General features: G+C 28.0%; 24 protein-coding genes. 20 read left to right on the forward strand and 4 right to left on the reverse strand.

Translation table 11 applies throughout. From position 1 onward, the window contains the following. Nucleotides 1-78 precede the first annotated feature (78 nt). Complete coding sequence (locus tag JFY71_RS07840; RefSeq protein WP_243660255.1) at nt 79-543, forward strand: NUDIX domain-containing protein; 465 nt, start codon at nt 79-81, stop codon at nt 541-543. 724 nt (nt 544-1,267) lie between these two features. Then, nucleotides 1,268-1,672 (forward strand): hypothetical protein, encoded by a 405-nt coding sequence (locus JFY71_RS07845; protein WP_243660256.1) that lies wholly within the window; start codon nt 1,268-1,270, stop codon nt 1,670-1,672. A gap of 27 nt (nt 1,673-1,699) precedes the next feature. Here the strand turns inward: JFY71_RS07845 and thiD are convergent, their stop codons facing one another. Next, nucleotides 1,700-2,518, reverse strand: coding sequence for a bifunctional hydroxymethylpyrimidine kinase/phosphomethylpyrimidine kinase (gene thiD / locus JFY71_RS07850; RefSeq protein WP_243660257.1), 819 nt, complete (start codon nt 2,516-2,518; stop codon nt 1,700-1,702). 225 nt (nt 2,519-2,743) lie between these two features. Between thiD and dhaK the strand changes: the two genes are divergently transcribed. The 10 genes from dhaK to folK all read left to right on the forward strand — a co-directional run bounded on the left by dhaK (nt 2,744) and on the right by folK (nt 10,624). Beyond that, on the forward strand, nt 2,744-3,733 hold the full coding sequence (dhaK, locus tag JFY71_RS07855; protein ID WP_243660258.1) for a dihydroxyacetone kinase subunit DhaK: 990 nt from the start codon (nt 2,744-2,746) through the stop codon (nt 3,731-3,733). A gap of 8 nt (nt 3,734-3,741) precedes the next feature. Beyond that, on the forward strand, nt 3,742-4,365 hold the full coding sequence (gene dhaL / locus JFY71_RS07860; RefSeq protein ID WP_243660259.1) for a dihydroxyacetone kinase subunit DhaL: 624 nt from the start codon (nt 3,742-3,744) through the stop codon (nt 4,363-4,365). Between the two features lie 8 nt (nt 4,366-4,373). Continuing rightward, nucleotides 4,374-4,763 (forward strand): dihydroxyacetone kinase phosphoryl donor subunit DhaM, encoded by a 390-nt coding sequence (dhaM, locus tag JFY71_RS07865; RefSeq protein ID WP_243660260.1) that lies wholly within the window; start codon nt 4,374-4,376, stop codon nt 4,761-4,763. Between the two features lie 72 nt (nt 4,764-4,835). Continuing rightward, nucleotides 4,836-5,717, forward strand: a complete 882-nt coding sequence (locus tag JFY71_RS07870) for an ABC transporter ATP-binding protein (RefSeq protein WP_243660261.1) — start codon at nt 4,836-4,838, stop codon at nt 5,715-5,717. Next, nucleotides 5,714-6,502, forward strand: coding sequence for an ABC transporter permease subunit (locus JFY71_RS07875; protein WP_243660262.1), 789 nt, complete (start codon nt 5,714-5,716; stop codon nt 6,500-6,502). The genes JFY71_RS07870 and JFY71_RS07875 overlap by 4 nt, the downstream gene beginning before the upstream one ends. A 144-nt stretch (nt 6,503-6,646) precedes the next feature. Further along, nucleotides 6,647-8,125: a bifunctional folylpolyglutamate synthase/dihydrofolate synthase gene (locus JFY71_RS07880; protein WP_243660263.1), complete on the forward strand. Its 1,479-nt coding sequence runs from the start codon at nt 6,647-6,649 to the stop codon at nt 8,123-8,125. A gap of 69 nt (nt 8,126-8,194) precedes the next feature. Then, the gene (gene queD, locus JFY71_RS07885) at nt 8,195-8,551 is read left to right on the forward strand and encodes a 6-carboxytetrahydropterin synthase QueD (RefSeq protein WP_243660264.1); all 357 of its coding nucleotides are present in this window, start codon (nt 8,195-8,197) and stop codon (nt 8,549-8,551) included. Between the two features lie 11 nt (nt 8,552-8,562). Continuing rightward, on the forward strand, nt 8,563-9,336 hold the full coding sequence (folE2, locus tag JFY71_RS07890) for a GTP cyclohydrolase FolE2 (protein WP_243660265.1): 774 nt from the start codon (nt 8,563-8,565) through the stop codon (nt 9,334-9,336). Next, on the forward strand, nt 9,333-10,172 hold the full coding sequence (gene folP, locus JFY71_RS07895; protein WP_243660266.1) for a dihydropteroate synthase: 840 nt from the start codon (nt 9,333-9,335) through the stop codon (nt 10,170-10,172). Before folE2 ends, folP begins: the two co-directional genes overlap by 4 nt. Then, the gene (gene folK / locus JFY71_RS07900; protein WP_243660267.1) at nt 10,169-10,624 is read left to right on the forward strand and encodes a 2-amino-4-hydroxy-6-hydroxymethyldihydropteridine diphosphokinase; all 456 of its coding nucleotides are present in this window, start codon (nt 10,169-10,171) and stop codon (nt 10,622-10,624) included. Before folP ends, folK begins: the two co-directional genes overlap by 4 nt. 69 nt (nt 10,625-10,693) lie before the next feature. Here folK and JFY71_RS07905 read toward each other — a convergent pair whose 3' ends face one another. Both JFY71_RS07905 and JFY71_RS07910 read right to left on the reverse strand, forming a co-directional pair. Beyond that, nucleotides 10,694-12,067 carry an amidohydrolase gene (locus JFY71_RS07905; protein ID WP_243660268.1) on the reverse strand — a complete coding sequence of 458 codons (1,374 nt, stop codon included), beginning with the start codon at nt 12,065-12,067 and terminating at the stop codon, nt 10,694-10,696. An 18-nt stretch (nt 12,068-12,085) separates the two neighbouring features. Then, entirely contained in the window at nt 12,086-13,366 is a 1,281-nt protein-coding gene (locus JFY71_RS07910; protein WP_243660269.1) for an MFS transporter, read from the reverse strand. Between the two features lie 227 nt (nt 13,367-13,593). Here JFY71_RS07910 and JFY71_RS07915 point away from each other — a divergent pair, with 227 nt between their 5' ends. Then, nucleotides 13,594-15,927, forward strand: coding sequence for a helix-turn-helix domain-containing protein (locus tag JFY71_RS07915; RefSeq protein WP_243660270.1), 2,334 nt, complete (start codon nt 13,594-13,596; stop codon nt 15,925-15,927). Between the two features lie 93 nt (nt 15,928-16,020). Here JFY71_RS07915 and JFY71_RS07920 read toward each other — a convergent pair whose 3' ends face one another. After that, nucleotides 16,021-17,619 carry a Na/Pi cotransporter family protein gene (locus JFY71_RS07920; protein ID WP_243660271.1) on the reverse strand — a complete coding sequence of 533 codons (1,599 nt, stop codon included), beginning with the start codon at nt 17,617-17,619 and terminating at the stop codon, nt 16,021-16,023. Between the two features lie 199 nt (nt 17,620-17,818). On the opposite strand from JFY71_RS07920, the gene JFY71_RS07925 reads away from it, so the two are divergent. The 7 genes from JFY71_RS07925 (at nt 17,819) to sufB (ending at nt 24,690) form a co-directional block, all read left to right on the forward strand. Beyond that, on the forward strand, nt 17,819-18,685 hold the full coding sequence (locus JFY71_RS07925) for an ABC transporter ATP-binding protein (RefSeq protein ID WP_243660272.1): 867 nt from the start codon (nt 17,819-17,821) through the stop codon (nt 18,683-18,685). After that, entirely contained in the window at nt 18,675-19,391 is a 717-nt protein-coding gene (locus tag JFY71_RS07930; protein ID WP_243660273.1) for an ABC transporter permease, read from the forward strand. The genes JFY71_RS07925 and JFY71_RS07930 overlap by 11 nt, the downstream gene beginning before the upstream one ends. 103 nt (nt 19,392-19,494) lie before the next feature. Beyond that, nucleotides 19,495-20,256, forward strand: a complete 762-nt coding sequence (locus tag JFY71_RS07935) for a LytR/AlgR family response regulator transcription factor (protein ID WP_243660274.1) — start codon at nt 19,495-19,497, stop codon at nt 20,254-20,256. Next, nucleotides 20,243-21,589 carry a sensor histidine kinase gene (locus tag JFY71_RS07940; RefSeq protein ID WP_243660275.1) on the forward strand — a complete coding sequence of 449 codons (1,347 nt, stop codon included), beginning with the start codon at nt 20,243-20,245 and terminating at the stop codon, nt 21,587-21,589. Before JFY71_RS07935 ends, JFY71_RS07940 begins: the two co-directional genes overlap by 14 nt. A 227-nt stretch (nt 21,590-21,816) precedes the next feature. Beyond that, complete coding sequence (locus JFY71_RS07945) at nt 21,817-22,353, forward strand: hypothetical protein (RefSeq protein ID WP_243660276.1); 537 nt, start codon at nt 21,817-21,819, stop codon at nt 22,351-22,353. Nucleotides 22,354-22,534: 181 nt separating this feature from the next. After that, nucleotides 22,535-23,281, forward strand: a complete 747-nt coding sequence (sufC, locus tag JFY71_RS07950; RefSeq protein WP_243660277.1) for a Fe-S cluster assembly ATPase SufC — start codon at nt 22,535-22,537, stop codon at nt 23,279-23,281. Further along, nucleotides 23,281-24,690 (forward strand): Fe-S cluster assembly protein SufB, encoded by a 1,410-nt coding sequence (sufB, locus tag JFY71_RS07955; RefSeq protein ID WP_243660278.1) that lies wholly within the window; start codon nt 23,281-23,283, stop codon nt 24,688-24,690. Before sufC ends, sufB begins: the two co-directional genes overlap by 1 nt. Nucleotides 24,691-24,698 lie beyond the last annotated feature (8 nt).

Consider the following 24,698-nt stretch of genomic DNA (forward strand, 5'->3'; position numbering starts at 1 on the left):
AAGATTATAATAATACTACTCCTATTTTATTTTGTTAAGAAATATTTTTGTTTTTAATATATTAATAAGGAGAAGTATGTGAAAGAAGCTAAATTTTATTTTAAAAATAGTAATGCACCAAAACCTAAAAAAATAGGAATAGGTTCTGTAGTAATAATTAAATACAATGATAGATATTTAATGGAATGTAGGAAAGATAGTAATTTATGGAGTTTTATTGGAGGAAATTTAGAAATTGATGAGACTTTTATAAATTGTGCCATTAGAGAAACTTACGAAGAAACAGGATTAAAAATCAAGGAAGAAAATTTGGAATTTTTTAAGATTTATTATGAACCTTCCAGAATAGCAGAATTTCCAGATGGAAATATTGTTAGGATTTTAGGTGTTGTATATATTTTAGTTTTAAAAGAAATTCCTGAACTTAGGGTTAGTAAAGAATCATATAAATTAGAATTTTTTTCAAAAGATGATCTAAGATTATTAAATATTGCAAAAACTATGGATCCGATATTAAATGATATTTTAATTAAAAAAATTTAAAAAAGATGTTTAGAAAAAAATAAATGGGTATAAATATAATAAGATAAATATATTGTTTTTATTTATCTTAGGTGATTCTATCGGATCAACTAAATTTTATTTTAGAGTAGTTAGGAGAAACGGATGTAGTGTTTCTTTTTGGTACTGTATTTAAAATTTACAGCTAATAGTAAAGTATTTAGAAAACGATTTTCAAGTTTAAAAATGTCGAGAATTTACAAAGTTATTTAATAATTATATTAGAGGGTTAGTAGAATAATAAGACATAATATTTCAAAAGGTTAAAATGGTTAATTGGTTTTAACTTAGAATAGTGAATATGGTTTATTAGAGGAAATTAACTAATCTGTAAAGTAAATTCTAATTTAGCGACAAATATTTAATTATTGTAATTTAATACAAGAGTAAGACTATGATTTGTAATTTGTTTCAGATTGGTAGAATTGAAAGGATTGTATTAAATACAAGTAGCAAGATAATATTTATATAAGTAGATTTAGTAAATTAGAATAATAGACTAGATAAAGAGTATAAATATTAAATGCTAATTAAATATTAAAGAAAGGAACTGATAAATGGTGATGGAACCTAAAATAGAATGTTGGTCCGAAATAGAATCAAGTAAATAGGGGTAGATTTCTTAATAGATTATTAGAAATTTGCCCCTATTTTATTTTGAAAAAAATATACTTATTAACATTAAAAAGAAGGGAAGTTGTAAATTATGAATTATACTTTAGGATCTTTATTTGAAATACTAAAATATATACTATTTATTTTAGGTATTATTCTACAATTTGTTGCAGCAAGTTGGGTACAAAAGGATATTAGAACAAAAGATCCCACAGAGAGAATTATGTGGTTTTTAGGGGTCTTTATGGCGCCTTTTATGGCAGGACTTTTAGTGTACTTAGTAGTAAAATCAAAAAGAACAGAAAAGTTGGCAAGCAGTGAACTGGAAGTAGTTCCAAAGAAAAGTGGAATTTCAAATATTGTTGTTATATTCACTACTATAATATTAATAGTAAGTCTTATTTATGTAGCAACCTTATCCTATAGCAGTTATAAAATGTATGAAGAAATGGAAAGTTATAATGTAGAAATGCCGATGTTTGAAGAAATGGAATAAAGGACCTTATACAAGGTCCTTTTAAATTTATTCTTTAAAAATTCTTGAGGCACTATGAAAAACTGGTCCTACAAATTTATTAAATTTAAAGCCATGTTTAATAGCTGCTGTTACAAAATTTTTAGCCTCAATAATGGATTCTTTAGGAGATAGTCCTATTGCAAGTCCTGAAGTTACTGCAGCCGCAAAAGTACAACCTGCTCCATGGGAATAACTTGGAGTTATTTTTTTTGCCTTTAATATAGCATAGCTGTTGCCATCGTAATAAACGTCTATGGCCAAATTGCTATCAACTGCTTTTCCTCCTTTAATTATTACATGTTGAGCTCCTAAGTCATAAATAATTTTAGCTGCTTTTTTTATTTCGTCAATATCATGTAATTTACCTAGTCCGGAAAAAATTCCTGCTTCAATTAAATTTGGAGTAACCACTGTGGCTATTGGAATTAATTCTTTTTTTATTGCTTCGGCAGTTTCTGGATTTAATAAATCATCTTCTCCTTTACATGCTAAAACAGGGTCAATAACTATATTTTTCAAATTATATTCCAAAATCGTTTCCTTTATTAAGTTTACTATTTCTACAGAACCGATCATACCTGTTTTCATAGCAGAAATTTGCTCATCACCTGCTAAGGCAGTTTCTAATTGTTCCTTTACAAGTTCTACCGGTAAAGTTGTAACATTGTGTTTCCATTCATTTTTAGGATCCATAGTAGCTATTGTTGTTACAACTGCCATTCCATATGTTCCATATTCGGTAAATGTTTTTAAATCAGCTTCTATACCAGCTCCTCCACTGGCATCACTACCTGCAATTGTCAATGTTTTGGCTATTTTTTTCAAAATATCATCTCCTTATGATAGCTTTAAATATATTATATCATAGAAAAATTCGTGTAATTAATTTGAATAATAAAAAATACTTTAGTAACTTATTTTTAACTAATTAATTACATTAAAATGATATAATATAATCTAAGTGGATTAAGTATAATTTTTTTAGAAAAAAACCAGTTAATAAAAAGACAAAAAGTTATAATAAATTTTCAATTATAACAGGAGGTAATTATGAAAAAAATAATCAACAATCCGGAAAATGTTTTAGAGGAAATGTTAGAAGGAATGCTAAAAGCAAATCCCAATACTTTAAAAAGAATAGAGGGAACTGATGTTATAATCAATATAAATTCTCCTATTAAAAACAAGGTTGCTTTAGTTTCTGGAGGAGGAAGTGGTCACGAGCCGGCTCATGCAGGATTTGTAGGAGAAGGTATGTTAGATGGAGCTGTTTGTGGTTCGGTATTTACTTCACCTACACCAGATCAGGTTTTTGAAGCTATAAAAGCTGTTGATTCCGGAAAGGGAACTTTGTTAATTGTAAAAAACTATACTGGTGATGTAATGAATTTTGAAATGGCTAAGGATTTGGCGGATATGGAAGGAATAGAAGTAGACTATGTTATAGTAAATGATGATGTGGCCGTTGAAGACAGTACTTTTACAGCAGGTAGAAGAGGTATAGCAGGAACCGTATTTGTACATAAAATCGCCGGAGCAAAAGCTTCAAAGGGAGCAGAATTAAGTGAAGTAAAGGCAGTAGCAGAAAAAGTTATAAATAACACCAGAAGTATGGGAATGGCCTTGTCACCTTGTATTGTACCAGCCGTGGGAAAACCAAATTTTATTCTAGCTGAAGATGAAATGGAAATAGGTATAGGAATTCATGGAGAACCGGGAATTAGTAGAGAAAAAATAAAAACAGCAGATGAAATAGTAAAGGAACTTTTAGACAATATTTTGAAGGATATTGATTATTCCAATTCTGAAGTTGCGGTTATGGTTAATGGTATGGGTTCAACTCCATTAATGGAACTATATATTGCAAATAATGCTGTATATGATATTTTAGAAAATAAAGGAATAAAAATTTATAAGACTTTTGTAGGTGAATATATGACATCATTGGAAATGTCCGGTTTTTCAATTACATTATTAAAATTAGATGATGAGTTGAAAGAACTTTTAGATTATGAGACAAAAGCACCTTTTTTTAAGTAGGAGTAGTTATGAAAGTAGATAATGTAAAAAAGATAATAATAAATATTGGTAATATTATGGAAGAGAATAAATCCTTTCTTTCGGAGTTAGATGCTGCCATAGGTGATGGTGACCATGGTCATAATATGGCTAAGGGATTTAATTTTGTTATAGAGGATTTTAACAATAATGATTATGATGATTTAGGTTTGTTGTTTAAGAAAGTAGCAATGCTTTTAATATCAAATGTTGGTGGAGCTTCAGGACCGTTATATGGTACTGCTTTTATGGAAATAAGTAAAGAATTTAGTGGTAGGGATGAATTAAATATTTCTGATTTGGAAAAAATACTAGAGCTTTCTTTAAAGGGAATCAAGTTAAGGGGAAAGGCTGAACTAGATGATAAGACCATAATAGATGCACTACAACCTGCATACTTATCAGTTAAAAAAGATTTGGAAAATAATGAATCTGAAAATCAAGTATTGGAAAACATGGTAATGGCAGCAGAAAAAGGCGTTGAACATACTAAGGAAATTATAGCTAAAAAAGGTAGAGCTAGTTATCTTGGAGAAAGAAGTATTGGTCATCAAGATCCTGGTGCAACTTCAACTTATTTAATTTTAAAAACAATAAAAGATAATATTATTTAGGTGGTAATATGGTAGGAATTGTTGCAATATCCCATAGTGGAAAATTAGCGGAAGGGATTTTAGAAATAACAGAACAAATGGCTAAAAATGCACCTGTTATTGCAGTTGGCGGTACAAATGACGGAAGAATAGGTACCGATATTAATAGAATTTTAAATGCTATTAATGAAGTTTATTCAGAAGATGGTGTGTTAATTTTTTATGATTTAGGTTCTGCTATGATGAATGCCGAAATGGCTGTAGAATTTTTAGATGAGGATAAAAAAAGTAACATAGAAATTGTTGACGCTGCTTTTGTTGAGGGAGTAATTTCAGCAGCGGTATATTCTAATATAAATATGGATAAGGAATTTATTTTAGATGAAATGAAAAAAATTAAAATAAATAAAAGAGATTAAAACATTAAAATATGCTATAAATAAACCAATTTTAGCATATTTTAATAATTATAAACAGAAAAGGAAAAGTATATGAATATTATTAAAACTGAAGGACTAACAAAGTATTATGGCAGGTCCAGAGGAATCGATAATTTAGATTTAGAGGTAAAAAAAGGAGATGTCTTTGGTTTTATTGGACCAAATGGTTCAGGGAAAAGCACTACTATAAGATTACTCTTAGGTTTAATTTCTTCCAGTAAGGGCAAGGGAGAAATATTTGCTGAAGACATTAAAAAATATAGGTATGAGAACTTAAAGGATATTGGTTATATTCCATCTGAAACAATGTTTTATAAGGGAATGAAAGTTAAGGATGTAATTTCTTTTTCATCTAAATTATATAATAGAAGCACTGAAACAGAAGCTAGGAAGTTATGTGAAAGATTTAATTTAGACTCTAATAAAAAAGTTGAAGAACTATCTTTAGGTAATAGAAAAAAAGTTAGTATTGTCTGTGCCTTTCAACATAAACCAAGTTTATATATTCTTGATGAACCAACGAGTGGTTTGGACCCATTAATGCAAAAAGAGTTTTTTGAACTAATTAAAGAAAGAAATAGAGAAGGAGCAACGGTGTTTTTATCATCTCATGTTCTTTCGGAAATACAACTATATTGTAATAGGGCTGGAATAATACGTGAGGGAAAACTAATAGCTTGCGATACTGTAGCTAATTTGTCTAATACACAAGCTAAGAGAGTGAATTTATTTGGTATAAAAGATATTGAATATATTGATGGTATAGCAGATATCCATAGAAATGATAGAGGAATTAACTTTTTATATAGTGGAAACATAAACACATTAATTAAAAGCTTAACCGATTTAAATTTAGAGGACATAACTATAACAGAACCTTCATTAGATGAAATATTTTTACATTATTATAATGGAGGCGATGAAAGACAATGATTATATTAAAACATGAACTTAAATTATCAAGATTTTCACTTTTTATATGGACGTCAATATTAACAGTCTTAATGGTAATAATTATGTTAATATACCCTGAAATGAAAAAAGATATGGACGGAATTAATAATCTTTTTGAGAATATGGGAAGTTTTAGTTCTGCCTTTGGAATGGACCAGATAAATATAGGAACTGCTATGGGGTATTATGGTATTGAAGCAGAAAATGTTATAGGAATAGCAGGTGGTTTTTTTGCTGCGCTATTGGGAATTAGTATTTTGTCTAAGGAAGAGAAAGATAGAACAGCTGAATTTTTATTATCCCATCCTATAAGTAGAAGTAAAATAGTATATGAAAAGTTTTTATCGGTAATAATTCAAATTTTAATTCTAAATATTGTAATAACCTTATTTTCTGCAATATCATTTTTTATTATTGATGAAAAACTAAAATTAAAGGAGTTTTTATTATTACATATTGCTTTTTTGATAATGCAAATTGAAATTGGCTCAATTTGTTTTGGATTATCGGCATTTTTTAGGAAAAGTGGCCTGGGAGTAGGTATAGGATTAACAGCTATTTTATATTTTTGTAACATAATTAAAAATATTACAACAAGTGCAGATTTTCTAAAATATATTACACCATATGGATATACGGAAGTTTCTTATATATTAACCGAGGGCAAATTAGATTTAAAGCTAATAGGCTTAGGGTTATTATACGCCTTAGTATTTGTAATATTCGGCTTTATAAAATATATAAAAAAAGATATTTATGTATAAACAAGTTTTGATATTACAAATATAGTTAAAGTATTATTACTATGATATAATTAATTGATAAATATGGACTAATAAATATAATATAAAGTTAATTAAGGGGATGGTTCATAAGTAACTTGTCCTCTTAATTTTTTGAGGAAATTTATGGAAATTTTAAATGAGAAAGAATTTGAATATTGTTTAAGCGAAATAGAAGATAATTTTAAATTAGAAAATACTTCAATAGATGAAATAAAAAGAAGCGATAATTTAATAGACAAATATAAATTATTAAGAAAATATTTAAAGAATTTAGATAAGACAGAAATATATGAAATTAAAGAAAAAATTAACAGGTTTTTATTTATTAACGAAGAAAGAGAATGGCAAAAACAAGGAATTAGTCTTGGACTTAATAGAATGAACAAACTTTTGAAATTGTTAGATAATCCTGAGGATTACTTAAAAGTAATCCATGTAGGAGGAACAAATGGAAAAGGTTCTACAAGTGCTTATTTACAGTCTATTTTAAAAGAAAGTGGTTTAAAAGTAGGTTTGTTTACAAGTCCTTCAGTTATTTCCAACAACGATGGTATTAGAATAAATGATGATTTTATTAGCTTTGAAGATGGCTATGATTACTTAAGTAAAATAAAAAGTATTTGGCTTAAAAATTACGGCGAAGATGATTTTATAACATATTTTGAAGCTTTTACTGCAATGGCATTACTTTATTTTAAAGATAAAAATGTTGATTTTGCAATATTTGAAGTGGGACTAGGCGGCCGATACGATGCAACTAATATATTTAAAAAGAAAGTATTATCGGTAATAACCAATATTGGAATAGATCATATTGGGATACTTGGAAATTCTCTAGAGGAAATAGCATATGAAAAAGCTGGAATTATTCAAAAAAAAGACCATGTTGTAGCCTATCCTTCACCTGAAGATGCCTTAAATATTATAAAAAAAGTATGTAGAGAAAAAGATGCAAAACTCACAATTTTAGAAAAAACAGACATTAAAAATATTAGTTTAAATTCTAACTACAATATATTCTCATATGGTAAATATAAGAACATAAAAACTAAAATGGTTGGAAATTATCAAGTATATAATTGTGCATTAGCATTACTGTGTTTAGAAAAATTAGAAGAACAAGGATTATTGAGTATTTCTGAAAAAAATATAAGAAATGGTATATTAAAAACATCCTGGCCAGGTAGACTTGAATGGGTTTCTGATTCTCCAAGAATATTAATTGATGGTGCACATAACGTAGATTCAATAAATAATTTAGTTAGTTTTTTAAAAAAACTAAAATACAATAAATTAAAAATTCTTATGGGCGTATTAAAAGATAAAGAATATGATGAGATTTTCAAGATTATATCATCATTAGATGCAGAATTTTATCTCACAGAAGTACCTTATGAAAGCAGAAAAATGACTGTAGATGAAATGAAAAAAGTTTTAAAAAAGTATACAGAGCATATTTATACTTTTAAAAATCCTGAAGATGCTTTAAATGTAATTTTAAAGGGTAATAGTGAAAATAATGTAATAGTTTTAACAGGATCGTTTTATCTTATTTCAAAATTAAGAAATAAATTAATAAATAAAGAACAAGTAATTGATTAATTTAACAAAAAAGATATATTTAAATAGAATTTAATGTTAAAATTATAAATAGAACAAGAGGAGGCAACTATGATATTAATAAAAGAATTTGAATTTGATGCAGCTCATAATTTAGTCCATTATAAAGGAAAATGTGAGAGACTACATGGGCATACCTATAAATTAGTAGTTAAACTTGAAGGTACTAAAGACAAAGAGGATATGATATTTGATTTTGTCGAATTAAAACACCTAGTAAATGAAAAAATATTATATGAATTTGATCATGGTTATTTAAATGACTTTATAGAGCAGCCATCTGCTGAGAATATAGCAGAATATATTTGGAATAAATTAGAACCAATGGTAAAAAGAGATAATTGTAGATTATATGAAATAGAAGTATGGGAAACAAAAACATCTGGAATTGTTTATAGAGGAGAATAAGGAGGCAACTAATGAAAGATGTCCAACAACAAGTTGATGAAAGAGATATATATTTAAATGAAGTAGGAATTAAAGATTTAGTGTTTCCTATTGAAATTAAAAACAAAGATGGAAAATGGCAAACTACTCATGCAAAAATAAGTCTTTCCGTAGACTTGGATCCTTCCCAAAGAGGGACCCATATGTCCAGATTTGTAGATATAATTCAAAAAAATAATCGAATAGATTTGAAACATATAAAGAATATACTGGCAGTAATACAGGAAAAACTAGGAGCAAAAAAGAGTTTCATAGAACTTGAATTTGAATATTTTATAAAAAAAGAAGCTCCTGTTTCAAAGAAGATTTCATATATTAATGTTGGAGTAAAATATAAGGCTTGGTTAGGTGATACCTTTGAATTTGAAATGACTGTCAATACACCTGCAACAACATTATGTCCTTGTTCAAAAGAAATTTCAGAAGTTAGTGCACACAATCAAAGAGCAAACATTTCCATAACTGTTAGGTCTAATGAATTTATTTGGATAGAAGATTTAGTAAAAATTTCTGAAGATTCTGCATCATCACCGGTATATGCACTTTTAAAAAGACCGGATGAAAAATATGTAACAGAATATGCTTATGAAAATCCTAGATTTGTTGAAGATGTTTGTAGAGAAGTCAAAATTCAATTAGATGAAAATAAAATAGCAACCAGATATAAAATATTAGTGGAAAGTTTTGAAAGCATTCATAATCATAATGCTTTTGCAAAAATAATAAGTGAGGCGATGCTTAAATGAAGCACATAACTTTAAAGGACGGAAGAATAAAAGAGTTTTCAAAAAAAATGGATTTTATGGGAATAATTAATGTAACAGATAATTCTTTCTATTCAGGTTCAAGGACCTATAATACCGATGATGCAATAAAAAGAGCCAAAAAGCTAATAGAAGAAGGAGCTACATTTTTAGATATCGGTGGAGAATCAACAAGACCTGGTTCTGATCCGGTAGATGCCGAAGAGGAGATTAATCGTGTTTGTCCAGTAATAAAAGAAATAAAAAAATTGTATCCGGAGGTACTATTGTCTGTTGACACATATAGATCAAAAACTGCCTTAGCGGCAATTGAAAATGGAGTAGACATAATAAACGATATTTCAGGACTAACCTTTGATGAAAATATGGTAAAAGTTATAGCGGAAACAAAAGTACCATTAATTTTAATGCACATAAAAGGTAAACCGAAAACAATGCATGTTAAACCCCATTACGATAATGTAGTAAAAGAGGTTTATGAATTTTTAGAAGGACAAATTAATTACGCTTATGAAAATGGTGTAGAAAAAAATAAAATTATAATTGATTTAGGTATTGGATTTGGTAAGAATGCAGAACATAACATAGAATTATTAAAAAATATATCTTATTTCGATACACTAAATTTACCACATTTATTAGCAGTTTCAAGAAAAAAATTTATAGGAAAAGTATTAAACTATGAAGATGCAAAAGATAGACTATTTGGTACAATTGGAATTTCAGTTTATGCAAGAACAAAGGGAATTGAAATAGCAAGAGTTCATGATGTAAAAGAAAATCTTGAAGCTGTAAGAATGGTTGAGGAATTTTTATGATAGCATTTATTGCCTTAGGCTCAAATATGGGAGATAGGAATAAATATTTAGAAGATGCAATTGATTTAATAAATAAAAGAGTTGGTAGAGTATTAAAAAGATCTTCTATTTTAGAAACAAAGCCTTATGGCTATACAGAACAAGATAATTTTTTAAATATGGCAATAAAAATAGACACAGAACTTTCTCCAAGGGATTTATTAAAGAAATTACTTCAAATTGAAGCTGAACTTGAAAGAGTAAGACTTATAACTTGGGGGCCTAGGACTATTGATTTGGATATAATTTATTACGGTAATGAAATTATAGACGAAGATGATTTGAAAATTCCTCATATTGATTTGTATAATAGGGATTTTGTTTTAAAACCAATAGTTGAAATAGATAGGGATTTTATTGACCCTAGAAAAAACAAAAAAGTAAGTGAACTATTAGAAGAGTTAAATAAATAAAAATAAAAATGCCCTAAAACTATAATAAGTTTTAGGGCATTTTTATTTTATAATAATATTAATATGAATTTAGTTTGGAAAAATAACATCATCAGTAATCGGACAGTTATATTCTTTTCCGCTCATTGATTTTTCAAATTCTTCTTTTGCCTTATCAACTATAGATGGATCGTTTATTATTTTCAAAGATGAGTCTGCCATTATTTTTGCAGCATATAACATTCCTTTAAAACCGATTTCTGTAGCAGCACATGTTGTATTATGCCAACTATGACCTGCCGCACCGATATTAGAAGTTGCTGTCATAAACATAGTTCCCGGGATTATATGTTGTACATCACCAACGTCTGTAGAATTGAAACTATTTGATTTTCCGTCAATAGGTTTTCCACTAAATAAATATACATTTTCAGTATTACCTGTTTCAAAAGCCCCTTCTTTATTAGTTTTATTCTCTTCTAAAATTTTTGCAAAATCAATATCTTCCTTAGACCATTCTTGAGCCGGTATTTCGTTCATAGATTCAAGCAATAAATCACCTAGAACTTTATTATTAAGGGTTTCATAACAACCGCCCAAATATTCTAATTCTACATTTGTTTCAGTCATCATTGCCGCACCATTTGCAACCTTAATTAATCTATTATAGGTGTCCTCTACAGTTTCTCTATTCAATGCTCTAACATAATACCAAACAGAAGCCTTGTCGGGAACGATATTAGGTGCTTGTCCACCATCGGTAATAACATAATGAATTCTCACATCATCAGTAACGTGTTCTCTTAAGTAGTTTGCTCCGACATTAGTAAGTTCTACAGCATCAAGGGCAGATCTACCATTTTGTGGATCAGCACCAGCATGAGCAGTAATGCCTTTAAAATGGAATTTAAAAGAATTTGATGCAGTCATTACACCTCTTAAAACAATATTTGATGTTCCGGGATGCCAGGCAAAAGCTACATCTAAATCTTTAAAAGCTCCACCTCTAGCCATGAAACCTTTGCCGGTAAGAGTTTCTTCACCAGGGCAACCATAGAATACAATGGTGCCTTTTAAGTTTTTTTCTTCCATTTCTTTTTTTAAAGCTATGGCAGCACCTAAATGTGCAACAGCAAGTAGATTGTGTTGACATGCGTGTCCTGGATCTCCATCTTTAATAGATTCTTTTACTGTGCTAACTTTTTGACTCATACCAGGTAGTGCATCATATTCTCCTAGTAAACCAATTACTGGTTTACCTTCACCCCAAGTAGCTCTTATTGATGTTGGTACACCAAATTTTCCTACCTCTACATTGAATCCTTCTTTTTCTAAATATTCTGAAATCCAATTGCAAGCTTTGACTTCTTTAAATGCCACTTCTGGATTTTTCCAAATATCCATAGCTAAATCTTTTAATTCATTACTCTTATTATCTATATAGTCCAATGCTATTTTACTCATAATTTTCCTCCTCAAATATTATAAAGTGATTTTTTCTTTTGTTTTAGTATTGTTATTAATCCTATATTTTTTAGAACTAATATAAGAATATATCCAACTTACTATTGTTAATACTGTCATTATAGCCATTACCATCCAAGCTACTTTATAAGAACCACTTACATCATATATGGATGCTACTAATAAAGTTCCACAGGATAAGCCTAATTGTACTGTACTATTTACATATCCATATATATCTCCGTATTTATCTTGTCCAAATACTTCTGATGTAATTAAAGGTGGTAGCACATTACCTATAGCCATTCCTAATCCTAAGAATACAGCTACTCCATATAAAAACATTGTTTTTTCAGCAAAAAGCATACTTATAAAACATAGAGTAAATGAAGTTCCACCAAATAGAATTGCTGCAATAAGTCCGAATTTATCATTAATCCAGCCAATAAGTAATTTTCCAAATACTCCAATTAGAGAATATAAGGATAAAATTGAAGCTGCTATAGCTGGGGTATGCATTTCTCCTAATGCAGGTGGTATTTGTTGCAAAGCACCGGTATTAATTAATCCGTTACAAATCATTCCAAATAATAAAATGTAGAAAAATGATTTCTTAAATATTTCTTTAGTACTTAGTCCTAATTTAACAACGTTGTAATTATTTTTAGTTTTTTGTGTAGAATCAGCCGAGTAGCCTAAAGGTTTTAAGTTTTTATCTTCAGGTTTTTTAGTAAAGATAAATATAGAAGTTGGAACAGCTATTATGAATATGATTCCTGCCATAATAAAATATGCTTTTCTCCAACCAAAATTACCTATACAGTAACTAAGAATTGGTCCAAGAACAGCTCCTCCTATACCTATTCCACCCATAGCTAAACTCATGGCTAATCCTTTTTTTTCAACAAACCAATTTGTTACCATCATAGGTACTGGTAACATTGCTGAGGACAAAAACAATATTCCTAATACAAATGAAGTAATATAAAGGTGAATTGGACTTTGAGCTAAGCCGTATGTAGCAAATACTAATGCAAATAAAACAACACTAATATTTTGTATCCTTTTCATATTTCCATTTGCTAGTTTTTTAGATATAAATGGTGATACAAATATACCTAGTCCTTGTAAAATTGTACTACTTAGTGCAAAGGTACTTTTGTTTATACCTAATTCTTTTACAACTGAATCCTGGTAAAGTCCTGCAGTTGCCATTACACTAGGAACTACTGTAGCAGTTACTAGAATAGAACCTACTACTATCCACCAACCATAAAAGATTTTTTTCTTTTCTTGCATAATAACCTCCAAAATATTAATAAATTTTATGTATCTTGTAGCACTATAATATACCATGAAAAACCTTTGCACAATATTGATTTTTTCTAAAAAGAACTATATTCTATTTTCTTAATGAGGTAAGGAAAATAATGACCTACTAACATACAATTAATTTTCTGTTATGATATAATTAAATTAAAATAATGAACCATTGTTGACTAAGTTCATTATACAGGGGAGAAAAAATGAACGATAATAAATTTAATATTTCAAATATAGATTTAAATAAAAATAAAATTATAGAAAAATATACTTTTGAAACTACAATTCTATTTCAATTAAAAGGAATTACAAATATATATTCAGATGGGAATAACTATAATATGAGTAAGGGAAATATTATGATAATAAATAGAAATAGAAGTTTCATTCTAGAAAATATTAGTGAAGTAGGTAATATATTGATGATGATTACTATAAATAATTCCTATTTTATATCTATTTATGATGAATTTACCTCAGCAACTTTTGAACTATTCCCAGATGAAGAAAAAACAGGTAAATCAAGATCTATAAATGAGTTGAGGGTAGAGTTAGCAAGACTTTTAATGTATTATTCAAATCCTTCATCAACAACTAATATAAGTATGAATATATCTATAAATAAAATTATGTTATATTTAATTTCTTATTTTAATAAAGAAAGAGATATAAAAAATACATATGTGAAAAATCAAAAAATAATAGATATATTGAAATATATGGATAAAAATTATGACAAAAAAATAAGTATAGATGGTCTAGCGCAAAAATATTATATGTCATCATCTACTTTATCAAAATTATTTAAAGAGGAGACCGGAGAATTATTTTCCAAATATTTAAATGACTTAAGGTCTACAAAGAGTCTTAAAGATTTATTATATTCTAGTCTTAGTATAGAGGAAATAGCATTGAAAAATGGTTTTGGAAACGGTAGAACTTATAGAAGAGGATTTAAAGAAGTTTTTGGTTGTACTCCATCTCAATATAGAAAACAAAACAATGGAGATACTAAAGATTTTATTTCTGATAGTAAAAGCGATGAATTGGAAAAAAATAAAGATATTTTTGAAATCTTATATTCCTATATAAATTCACCGGTAGAAAATATAAAACAAGAATATATAGTAGAAAATAATAAAAAACTTATAATTGATTCTTCTATAAATAGAGGCCAAATTAATCCGAAGAAAATAATTCATGTAGGCTCCTTGGATTTATTATTAGATTGCGAAAATTTTGATGAATTAGAAATGATTAAAGAGGATATAGGAATAAATTATATTGGAATATCAAGTATATATACTTCATATCCGGATTCATATTTAGAATATGAAGTAGATGATTATTATGTTTTTTCTAAATTTGGAAAATTTGATTCTATTGTTGAAACTTTAATACAAAACTCCATTGGTATTTTTTATCAAATATCAATTTCAGATATAATCAATAAAAAAAATAATTATTATTGGCAAATGTTAAATTTTTTCAAAAATTATAAAAATATTTATGGAAAATTGTTTTTTAATAATATAAGAATAAATTGTATATTTGATTTTGATAATATTGAAAAAAGTTACTCGATTTTTAAAATGATTTATAAACAGGGGAAACTAATTGATAATGGGTTAGAAATTGGTGCATCTATTCCTTTAAAATATCCTAATTATTCATTTAGTAGTGAAAAAGAGCGAGAGATTTATATAAAAAAAGTTGTTCCTTTTTGTGACTTTTTAAGTTATTCTTCAGATCCTAATAGAATATATAAGTACAATAAAAATGAAATTACAAATATGGATTTTTTTAATGAATTTGTATATAAAGAAATAATAAATATAAAGAATATAGTTCAGCAATGGAACAGCAATATACCCATAGTTTTAAGTGAGTGGAATACTTTAACAGGAGAAAAACAAAGTATCAATGGTACTTTTTTCAGAGCTGCTATTATTTTGCAGGAAGTGCTGAAGTTAGACCTGTTAATAGAAGCTTATGGATTTTGGTTGAATGCGGGAATTTATATGAATTATAAATTTGATAAGGAAAACAAATTTAATGGTTTAGAACTATTTCATAATTACAAGGGTAAAAAGCCGGTATATAATGTTTTGTTACTGGCTTCAAGACTAAAAGGGAATGTAAGGTTCTTAGGAAAAGAATGTATGTTATTACAAGAAGGTGATAACTATCAACTTTTACTATGGAATCCAAATTATTTTAATCCTAATTTAAGCGAACAGATTCGATTCTTAGAAAGTAAAACTGTTCTTTATAATATAGAAATTCCGGATATAAAAGGTAATTATTACCAGGTTAAAAGATTTGATTTTTCTAGAAATAGTGGAGCTATATACTATTTATTTCAAAATTTTAAATCAAGATATCCTTTAGACTTAGAGGCAAGAAAATATTTAAGCACCATGTCAACTCCTAAAATTTCCATTTTTGATGTTAGTATTCAAGATGGCTTTAATTATAGTTTTATTTTAGATACAAATGCAATTGTACTTTTAGAGTTCAAAGCGATATATAAGTAATTATTAAAATAAAAAAAGATACAATATATTATTAATATTGTATCTTTTTTTAGTTAAGAATATAAGCTTTTTTAAAATATATATAATAAACAATTAAACAAATAGCTTATTTATATTATCTAAATATGAAAATATTCTTTCATAATTACTTAAAGTTTTTTCATAGAAAACTCCACTTTCAGGATCGCATATTCCATCTTTCATTCTTTCAATATGAAGATTTCTAAAATTTTCAACTTTATTTTCAAAATTTTTATTTAAGCTATAATTTAAAACTCTTCTTTCTTCCGGATCTGCAACATTTTCTAGAACGGTATATAGTTGTTCTACAGATTTATCTAAGAATTTAAGTTCTTTATAACAATCATCGCTATAAGTTAATTGTCTTTCAGATGAAGCTTTGGCATATTCAGCTATAGCCTTACTATGGTCTCCAATTCTTTCAATATCTCTTACAATTCTCATATATGCTGTAAAACTTGAAGCAGTGGAATCGTCCATAAATTCGCTAAGAATATCTATAATATACTTAGTAATATTAGAGTTTAAATAATTTATTATATCCTCATTATGCAATAATTTTTTATATTTACTTTCATCATAGTTATGGAATAGTTCAATAGATAATCGATAATTTTCTTTTGCAATATCCAGCATTCTCTTTACTTCTGCTTTTACGTCAGTAAGAAGTAAAGGCACATCATGATGTTTTTTTATGTTTATATATTTAAGAGATAGGTCTTCTGTAGCAGGGTCTTTTCCAGGTATAAGTTTTGTAGCTAATGTTGCTAAAAACTTTGAAAAAGGGAAAAGTATTAACGTAGCTAATATATTAAACAAAGTATGCATATTTGCAATTTGTGCAGCCGGTAAATCCTTAGAAAGCTTTACTATTATTTCTTCAAATGGAAATATATATAAAAGTATTAAAAATATAATAGTTCCAAAAACATTAAATAAAACATGAACAGTGGCAGTTCTTTTTCCATTTTTAGAACTTCCCAATGACGATAATATACTGGTTATACAAGTACCTATATTGAATCCGCAAACAATAAAAATAGCTCCGTGAAAAGCAATTAGACCCTTATTTGCTAAAGCTTGTAAAATACCTAAAGAAGCACTAGATGATTGTATAACAGCTGTAAAAATTGTACCGACTAATACACCCATTACCGGATTGGAAATTTTTGTCATAATATTTACAAAAGTTTCACTTTCCTGTAGAGGACTCATAGAGTCTGACATTATTGTCATTCCCATAAAGAGAACTCCTAACCCCATAATAACTTGACCAAGATATTTTACTGAATTCTTGTTTATAAATTTAAACATGGCAAATCCAATAAAAGCCATTAATGGTGCTGATTCAGTTATGTTTAAGGCTACAAGTTGACCTGTAACGGTAGTACCTATGTTTGCACCCATAATAACTCCAACAGCTTGTTGTAAAGTCATTAAACCAGAATTTACAAAACCTACGGCCATAACAGTTGTAGCAGAACTACTTTGTATAATGGCTGTAACAACAGTTCCAACAAGAATACCTTTAATAGTGTTGGAAGTAAGTTTTTCAATTATATTGTGTAACCTATTTCCAGCAACTAATTCTAATCCTTCACTCATTAAATCCATACCATATAAAAACAGGGCAAGACCTCCTAAAAGAGCAAAGACATAAGCAATAGACATATACTCCTCCTAATAATAATTCATACATATTGTATAATAACCTAAAAGTAATAAAAATAATAGTACTTTTATTAATAATTTATAATAAATAATAAAAAATATGTTATTCAAGAAAGAAATTGAACATTTCAAGAAAAAAATAATAAAAAATTTTATATATTGGTATTATGGAAATACGAAATATCGTTAGGAGGAAGTTATGGACAAAAATTTAAATGCATTAGAAGTAAAAAACATATCTAAAAGCTTTAATGGAAAACAAGCTTTAAAAAAATTGGATTTCGTAATAAAGTACGGAGAAATATTTGGATTTTTAGGACCGTCAGGAGCAGGAAAAACAACTACTATTAAAATGATGACAGGACAATTAGAACCATCAGGTGGAGAGGCCTTTATACTTGGTAGAAATGCTAAGAATATTACAGCTGAAATTTACGGAAAAATTGGACTTGTAACAGATAATAGTGGAGTGTATGAAAAATTAACAGTTGCAGAAAATATGAAGGTTTATTGTAATATTCACAATGTTCCTGTATCGGAAGCAAATAGGCTGTTAAAAAGAGTTGGACTTGAAAATGACAAGAAAAAACCTGCTGAAAAATTATCAAAAGGTATGAAACAAAGACTGGTACTTGCAAGGGCCTTAGTTCATAGTCCGGAAATTTTATTTTTAGATGAGCCAACAAGTGGGTTAGATCCAAGTACATCCTTAGCAATACATGAACTGTTACTTGAAGTTAGAAATTCCGGTACAGCAATATTTTTAACTACTCATAATATGGAAGAAGCATATAAACTTTGTGACAATCTTGCCTTAATAAATGAGGGAGTAATAGTGGAACAAGGAAAACCTAAGGAAATAATATTAAAGCATAATCAAAAACAATCATTTGAAGTAATGTTGGACAATAATGAGAATATATCATTTCAAGAGGATTCACCTGAACTTGAAACTCTATTTGATTTAATAAGAAAGAAAAGAGTAAAATCAATTCATTCTTCAGAGCCAACATTAGAAGATGTATTTATTAAATTAACAGGGAGGGTATTAAGTAATGAATATTAGTATTAGAAAAATTTCTGCTATAGCAGGTTTAAAATTAAAAATATTTTCAAGAAATACTTACTATATAATGAGTCCATTTTTGGTAATATTATTAGGATTAATATTTGGATATTTTTTCAAGGGAGCAATACCGGGGTATAGTTTTATAATGACAGTAGGATTTAATATTTCTATGGTTGGAATATCCTTAACAGCTGCAATGGTTGCAGAGGAAAAGGAAAAACATACCTTAAGAGCTTTAATGACATCATCTATAACAGGTGGCGACTATTTATTAGGAAGTGCCTTAATTCCATTTTTAGTTATGTTAATAACTGCTTTAGTAACTCCTTTAGTAACACAGTTTTCCTATAGTAATATTAATATTCCTATGTATCTCTTACTAAATATAATAGGAATAATATCAATGATTTTAATAGGATTTATTTTTGGTATTTTTGGTAAAAGTCAAGCACAAGTATCTACAACGACAATGCCTATAATTCTAATATTAGTAATGTTACCAACATTTTCCATGTTCTCTGAATTTATAGAAAAAATTAGTATGCTTACAATATCGGGAGTATTGGATAGTTATTTAAATGGTATGATAGAAAATATTAATTATGCCCTGTCTACAAAAGATTGGATAGTACTTGCAGCATGGGTAATAATTCCGGCCATAATATTTATATATGTTTATAGAAAAAATGGAATAGATGAATAAAAAATTAAATTGGCTTTAAATAGCCAATTTTTTTTATAAATGGTATAATATATAAAATATTTTAATTAATTGATTTAGATATTTATATGAAAAGAGGATACCATTGATAGAAGCATATATTTGCGAAGATAATAAATATATTTTAAACTTAATAAAAAGGGAAGTTGAAAAATATATATTAATACAAGGCTACGATATTGAAATTAAGGGAACTTATGAAAAACCGGAAGACTTTATAAATAATTTGGATACTGTTCAACAACGTTCAATTTATTTTTTAGACATAGATTTTAATAATTCAAAACTAAATGGATTTGACCTAGGTAAGGAAATTAGAAAAAGAGATAGCAGGGGATTTATTATTTACATAACCTCCTATGATAATCTTTTAATGGAGACCTTTAAGTATAGACTAGAAGCTTTAGACTATATTATTAAAGACAATGAAGGGGAGTTTATAAAACAAATAACCCAAGCAATAGACTCTGTAGAGGAAAGGCTTATTAATGAACCGGCTTCTGAAAGTAAGTATTATTCAGTTTCAGTTTTTGATACGATTTACAAAGTACCATATAATGAAATATTATATTTCCAAACTTCAGAGAAAGCCCACAGAATTGTACTATATACAATAGACCGTTCCTATGAATTTTTTGGGAAAATAAGAGAAATAGAAAGAGAATTAGGAGGGGACTTTTGCCGGTCTCATAGGTCTGTCTTAGTAAATAGGAAGAAAATTATATCCTTAAACAAAAAGGATAGTGTGCTAGAGTTAGAAACAGGATTAAGATGTCCTATTGCACGAGGAAAAATAAAAACAATAGAAAATATATTTAAAATAGAGGTAAAATATGAAACTAATTAATTTTTTTGAGGGTATTCCAAGATTTATTCTATTTGGAATAATAATTCTAAAGTATTGTGAATTGATGTATATAAAATTAGAAAAAAAAGTATTTATTAAAGGTCTAATTAGTTTTGTTTTTATAATGCAGTTAACACAATTAGGCATATATTATCTTTATTATAATGATCAATTAATACTAAGAGACATATTTTCTATGGTTTTATACTTATTTATGACATTTTTTATGGTTAAAATACTATACGGGAAAATATTTCATGTCGATGGATTATTTACATATATATTAAGTTCTATTATATTAGGTGTTACCAATCAATTTGTAGTAACAATAGGTGTTGATATTTATGAATATCTTACAAACATATATGAGGATCCTCTTATCATTAATTATATATTTCAGTTGACGGTATTTTTAATAATGTTTGGTGCCTATAGGATATTATTAAAAAAATTTGGGAATATACCAATTCTATTAGCATTTGATAATAAAAATTTTAAGATATTATTTATTGTATTTGAAATGACTAAAGATATTTTAGAATCGAGTCCAATTTATTATATAATAACTGGAGATGAATTTCATGGTAAAATTTATAAATATATAACATTTTCTGTACATATTCTGATTGGATTATGGATAGTTATATATGGAATGAAAAAATACTTTGAAAAAAACAAGAAATTAAATGAAACAATAATCCTTCAACAAGAAACCTATATAAATTCCTTAGAATCCATACAGGAAGATATTAGAAAATATAATCATGACTATAAAAATCTTCTAACAGGAGCCTTACTTCAAGCAAAGTATGGGGATTACGATGGGGTTAGACTTTATTTAAAAGATGTATTTGATGAATTTGAAGAAAAGTTGGGAAAACAAATAAGTAAAAATACCCAGTTAAAGAAAATAAAATCCAATGAAGTCAAGGGGCTTCTTCTTTCCAAAATAAGTAAAATGGAAGAGTTGAAAATAGAATTTCATCTAGAGGTCCTAAATGAAGTAGATAGAATAAATATGAAAACTACAGACCTTGTAAGATGTTTAGGAATATTACTGGATAATGCAATAGAAGAGGTTGATAAACAAGAGGAAAGAATAATTAAACTGGTAATACTTCAGGAAGAAAAAGTTACAACTATTATGGTTAAAAATCCTGTAACAGAAAAGGTAAATATTCAAAATATATACCAAGAAGGCTTCTCTACCAAGGAAGATATAAGAGGCCTAGGACTTTCTAATTACAGGGAAATAGTAGAAAATTATGAAAATATAGTAAGGGAAACTATTTCTACTGAAAGGGAATTTAATCAGATTTTAAAAATTGCTTAGTTAAATACTAGGCGATTTTTTATTTTACAAATAAATATTTTCATTTAAGAAAGAATATAGCCTGTTCAAGAAGAAAACAAGAAACTTCTCTAGTAATTGATAATATTAAAGAAAAGAAAATAGGAAGTGATTATGTGAATGGCATTTTTGATTTTATTGAGGCAAATATTTGTAAGTTTATATTTTTTAAATTTTATAAATATATTTTTAATAATTAGGAGGATATTATGGAATTTATTATTAACGGTTTTACTAATTTATGGGATTTTACTTTAACAGCTTTTAAAAATGATTGGTTTGGGGCGTTAAGTACAATTATCTTATATTTTTTATTAAGTAGACCTATTTACCATTTTAGGGGAGTGAAAAGCAAGTTTGACGCTTTGGATAGGAGCTTATTTGAGTCATTATTGTTAGTTTTTATTTTATCGTATTTAATTTTGCTTGCTTCTTTAATTATAGAAACTTTTGACAATTCCCCGGGAGCAGTTTTAAGACAATTAGAAAAATTAAATATACTTACTTTTTCAAAGTTGATAGTTTCCTTGACTTTAATTTCCTACATACTATCAAGATTTAGTAAAAGAGAAAGGGAATTTGATAAGCTCGTTAAAGAGGAATTACCTAAAAAGAGTAAGGAGTTTAATAAGGGTATTGAAGAATACAAAAAAGAGTATAAGGAAGAATTTAATGAAACTATTTCAGATATAAAGAAAAAAGTTGTAAACCCTTTAAAAAGAAATAATAATAATTCAAAAAACTAAGTTTATTGTTAGACTTGGTTTTTTTGTTTAGCTATTTAACAATTTTAAAAAATATTATATAATAAGTTACTGGGTGTTTTATAGACTTATATTTTTTATCTCAATAGCCTACTAAAATACTCGGAATTGTTTTCGTTAAGATAACCTATAGATTGTATAGGATATAAAATAGGAGGAAGAAGTGAAAGAAATATTAAATGTTAAGAACTTGAAAGTTCAAGTTGAAGATAAAGTAATTTTAAAAGGCATAGATTTAAGAATTAATTCTGGAGAAATTCATGTTTTTATGGGACCAAATGGAGCCGGTAAAACTACTTTTGCCAATGCAATTATGGGAAATCCCATATATGATATTTCTGAAGGCGAAATTTATTTTAAAGATAAATTAATAAATGATTTGGCAGTAGATGAAAGGGCAAGGGAAGGAATATTTATGTCATTTCAAGCGCCTATTGAAGTTCCTGGTATAACTGTAGAGAATTTCCTTAAAACTGCAAAAACTGCAGTTACAGGTGAAACCCAAAGGGTTATGCCCTTTAAAAGGGAGCTAAAATCCAGTATGGGAAAACTTGAAATGAACCCTGATTATGCAAGTAGATATTTAAATGTTGGATTTAGTGGTGGCGAAAGAAAGAAAAATGAAATTTTACAAATGTCTATTTTAAATCCTACCTTAGCATTTTTAGACGAGACAGATTCTGGACTTGACGTTGATGCAATAAGAATAGTTTCCCAAGGTATAAATGATTTTCACAGTGAAGAAAATGCTATTGTAATTATTACCCACCAAATAAAACTGCTTGAAAAAATTAAACCTGATTTTGTTCATGTATTTGTTGATGGGGAAATTGTAAAGTCAGGGGATATGTCTTTAGCATTGGATATTGAGAAAAACGGATTCGATGCTTATAAAAAGGAAGTGGAATAATGGCACAAATTGAAAAAACTCAAGTTGAAAATATAGACAGGGAAATTTATGACATTAAAAATGAATTTACCTATGATTATAAAACTAATGCTGGATTAACTCCTGAAATTATTAGGGAGATTTCAGCTCAAAAAAATGAACCGGAATGGATGCTTGACTTTCGTTTAAAATCTTTAGAAATTTATAACAAATTGGACATTCCAACATGGGGTGCCGATATTTCAGAACTGGATATGGACAATATTGTAACTTATGTTAAACCTAAATCCGGTTTAAATTATTCTTGGGATGATGTACCGGATGACATAAAAAATACTTTTGATAGTTTGGGAATTGTAGAAGCAGACCAAAAATCTTTAGCAGGAGTTGGAGCTCAATATGATTCTGAGGTAGTTTACCATAGTATTCAGGAAAATTTAATAAAAAAAGGTGTTATTTATACGGATTTTGAAACAGCTGTAAGAGAACATGAAGATATTATTAGGGAATATTTTATGAAGCTTGTTCCACCAACAGATCATAAATTTGCAGCCTTACATGGAGCTGTTTGGTCAGGTGGTTCTTTTGTATATGTTCCGGAAGGAGTTCATGTAGATATTCCAATTCAATCCTATTTCAGACAAAATGCGCCGGGTACAGGACAATTTGAACATACCTTAATTATAGTAGAAAAGGGAGCGTCTGTTCATTTTATAGAAGGTTGTTCTGCACCTAAATACAATGTAAATAATTTACATGCAGGCTGTGTAGAACTTCATGTAAAAGAAGATGCCTATTTAAGATATTCCACTATAGAAAATTGGTCAAAAAATATGTTTAATTTAAATACTAAAAGGGCCTTAGTCGATAAAAATGGAACAATTGAATGGGTAAGCGGTTCTTTTGGTTCAAAGGTTTCCTATTTGTATCCAATGAGTATTTTAAGAGGTGAAGGGTCAAAATCTGAATTTACAGGTATTACTTTTGCAGGTGAAGGACAAAACTTAGATACCGGAACAAAAGTTGTTATGGCTGCTCCAAATACAAGTTCTAATGTAAACTCAAAATCAATTTCAAAATCAGGTGGTATTGCTACCTACAGAGGTTTATTAAAAATTACACCGGAGGCAAGAGGGGCAAAGGCAACTACTAATTGTGAATCACTAATGCTAGATAATGAATCCCGCTCAGACACTGTACCGGTTATTATTATAGAAAATGATGATGTAGATATTGGTCATGAGGCTACAATAGGTAGAATTTCCGATGAAACAATCTTTTACCTAATGAGCAGGGGTATTAGTGAAGACGAAGCAAAATCCATGGTAGTTAGAGGATTTGCCGAGCCGATTTCTAAGGAACTACCTTTAGAATACTCTGTTGAAATGAACAACTTAATAAATCTTGAGTTAAAAGGGACAATAGGTTAGGAGGATAA

The sequence above is a fragment of the Miniphocaeibacter halophilus genome, assembly GCF_016458825.1.
Taxonomy (GTDB): domain Bacteria; phylum Bacillota; class Clostridia; order Tissierellales; family Peptoniphilaceae; genus Miniphocaeibacter; species Miniphocaeibacter halophilus.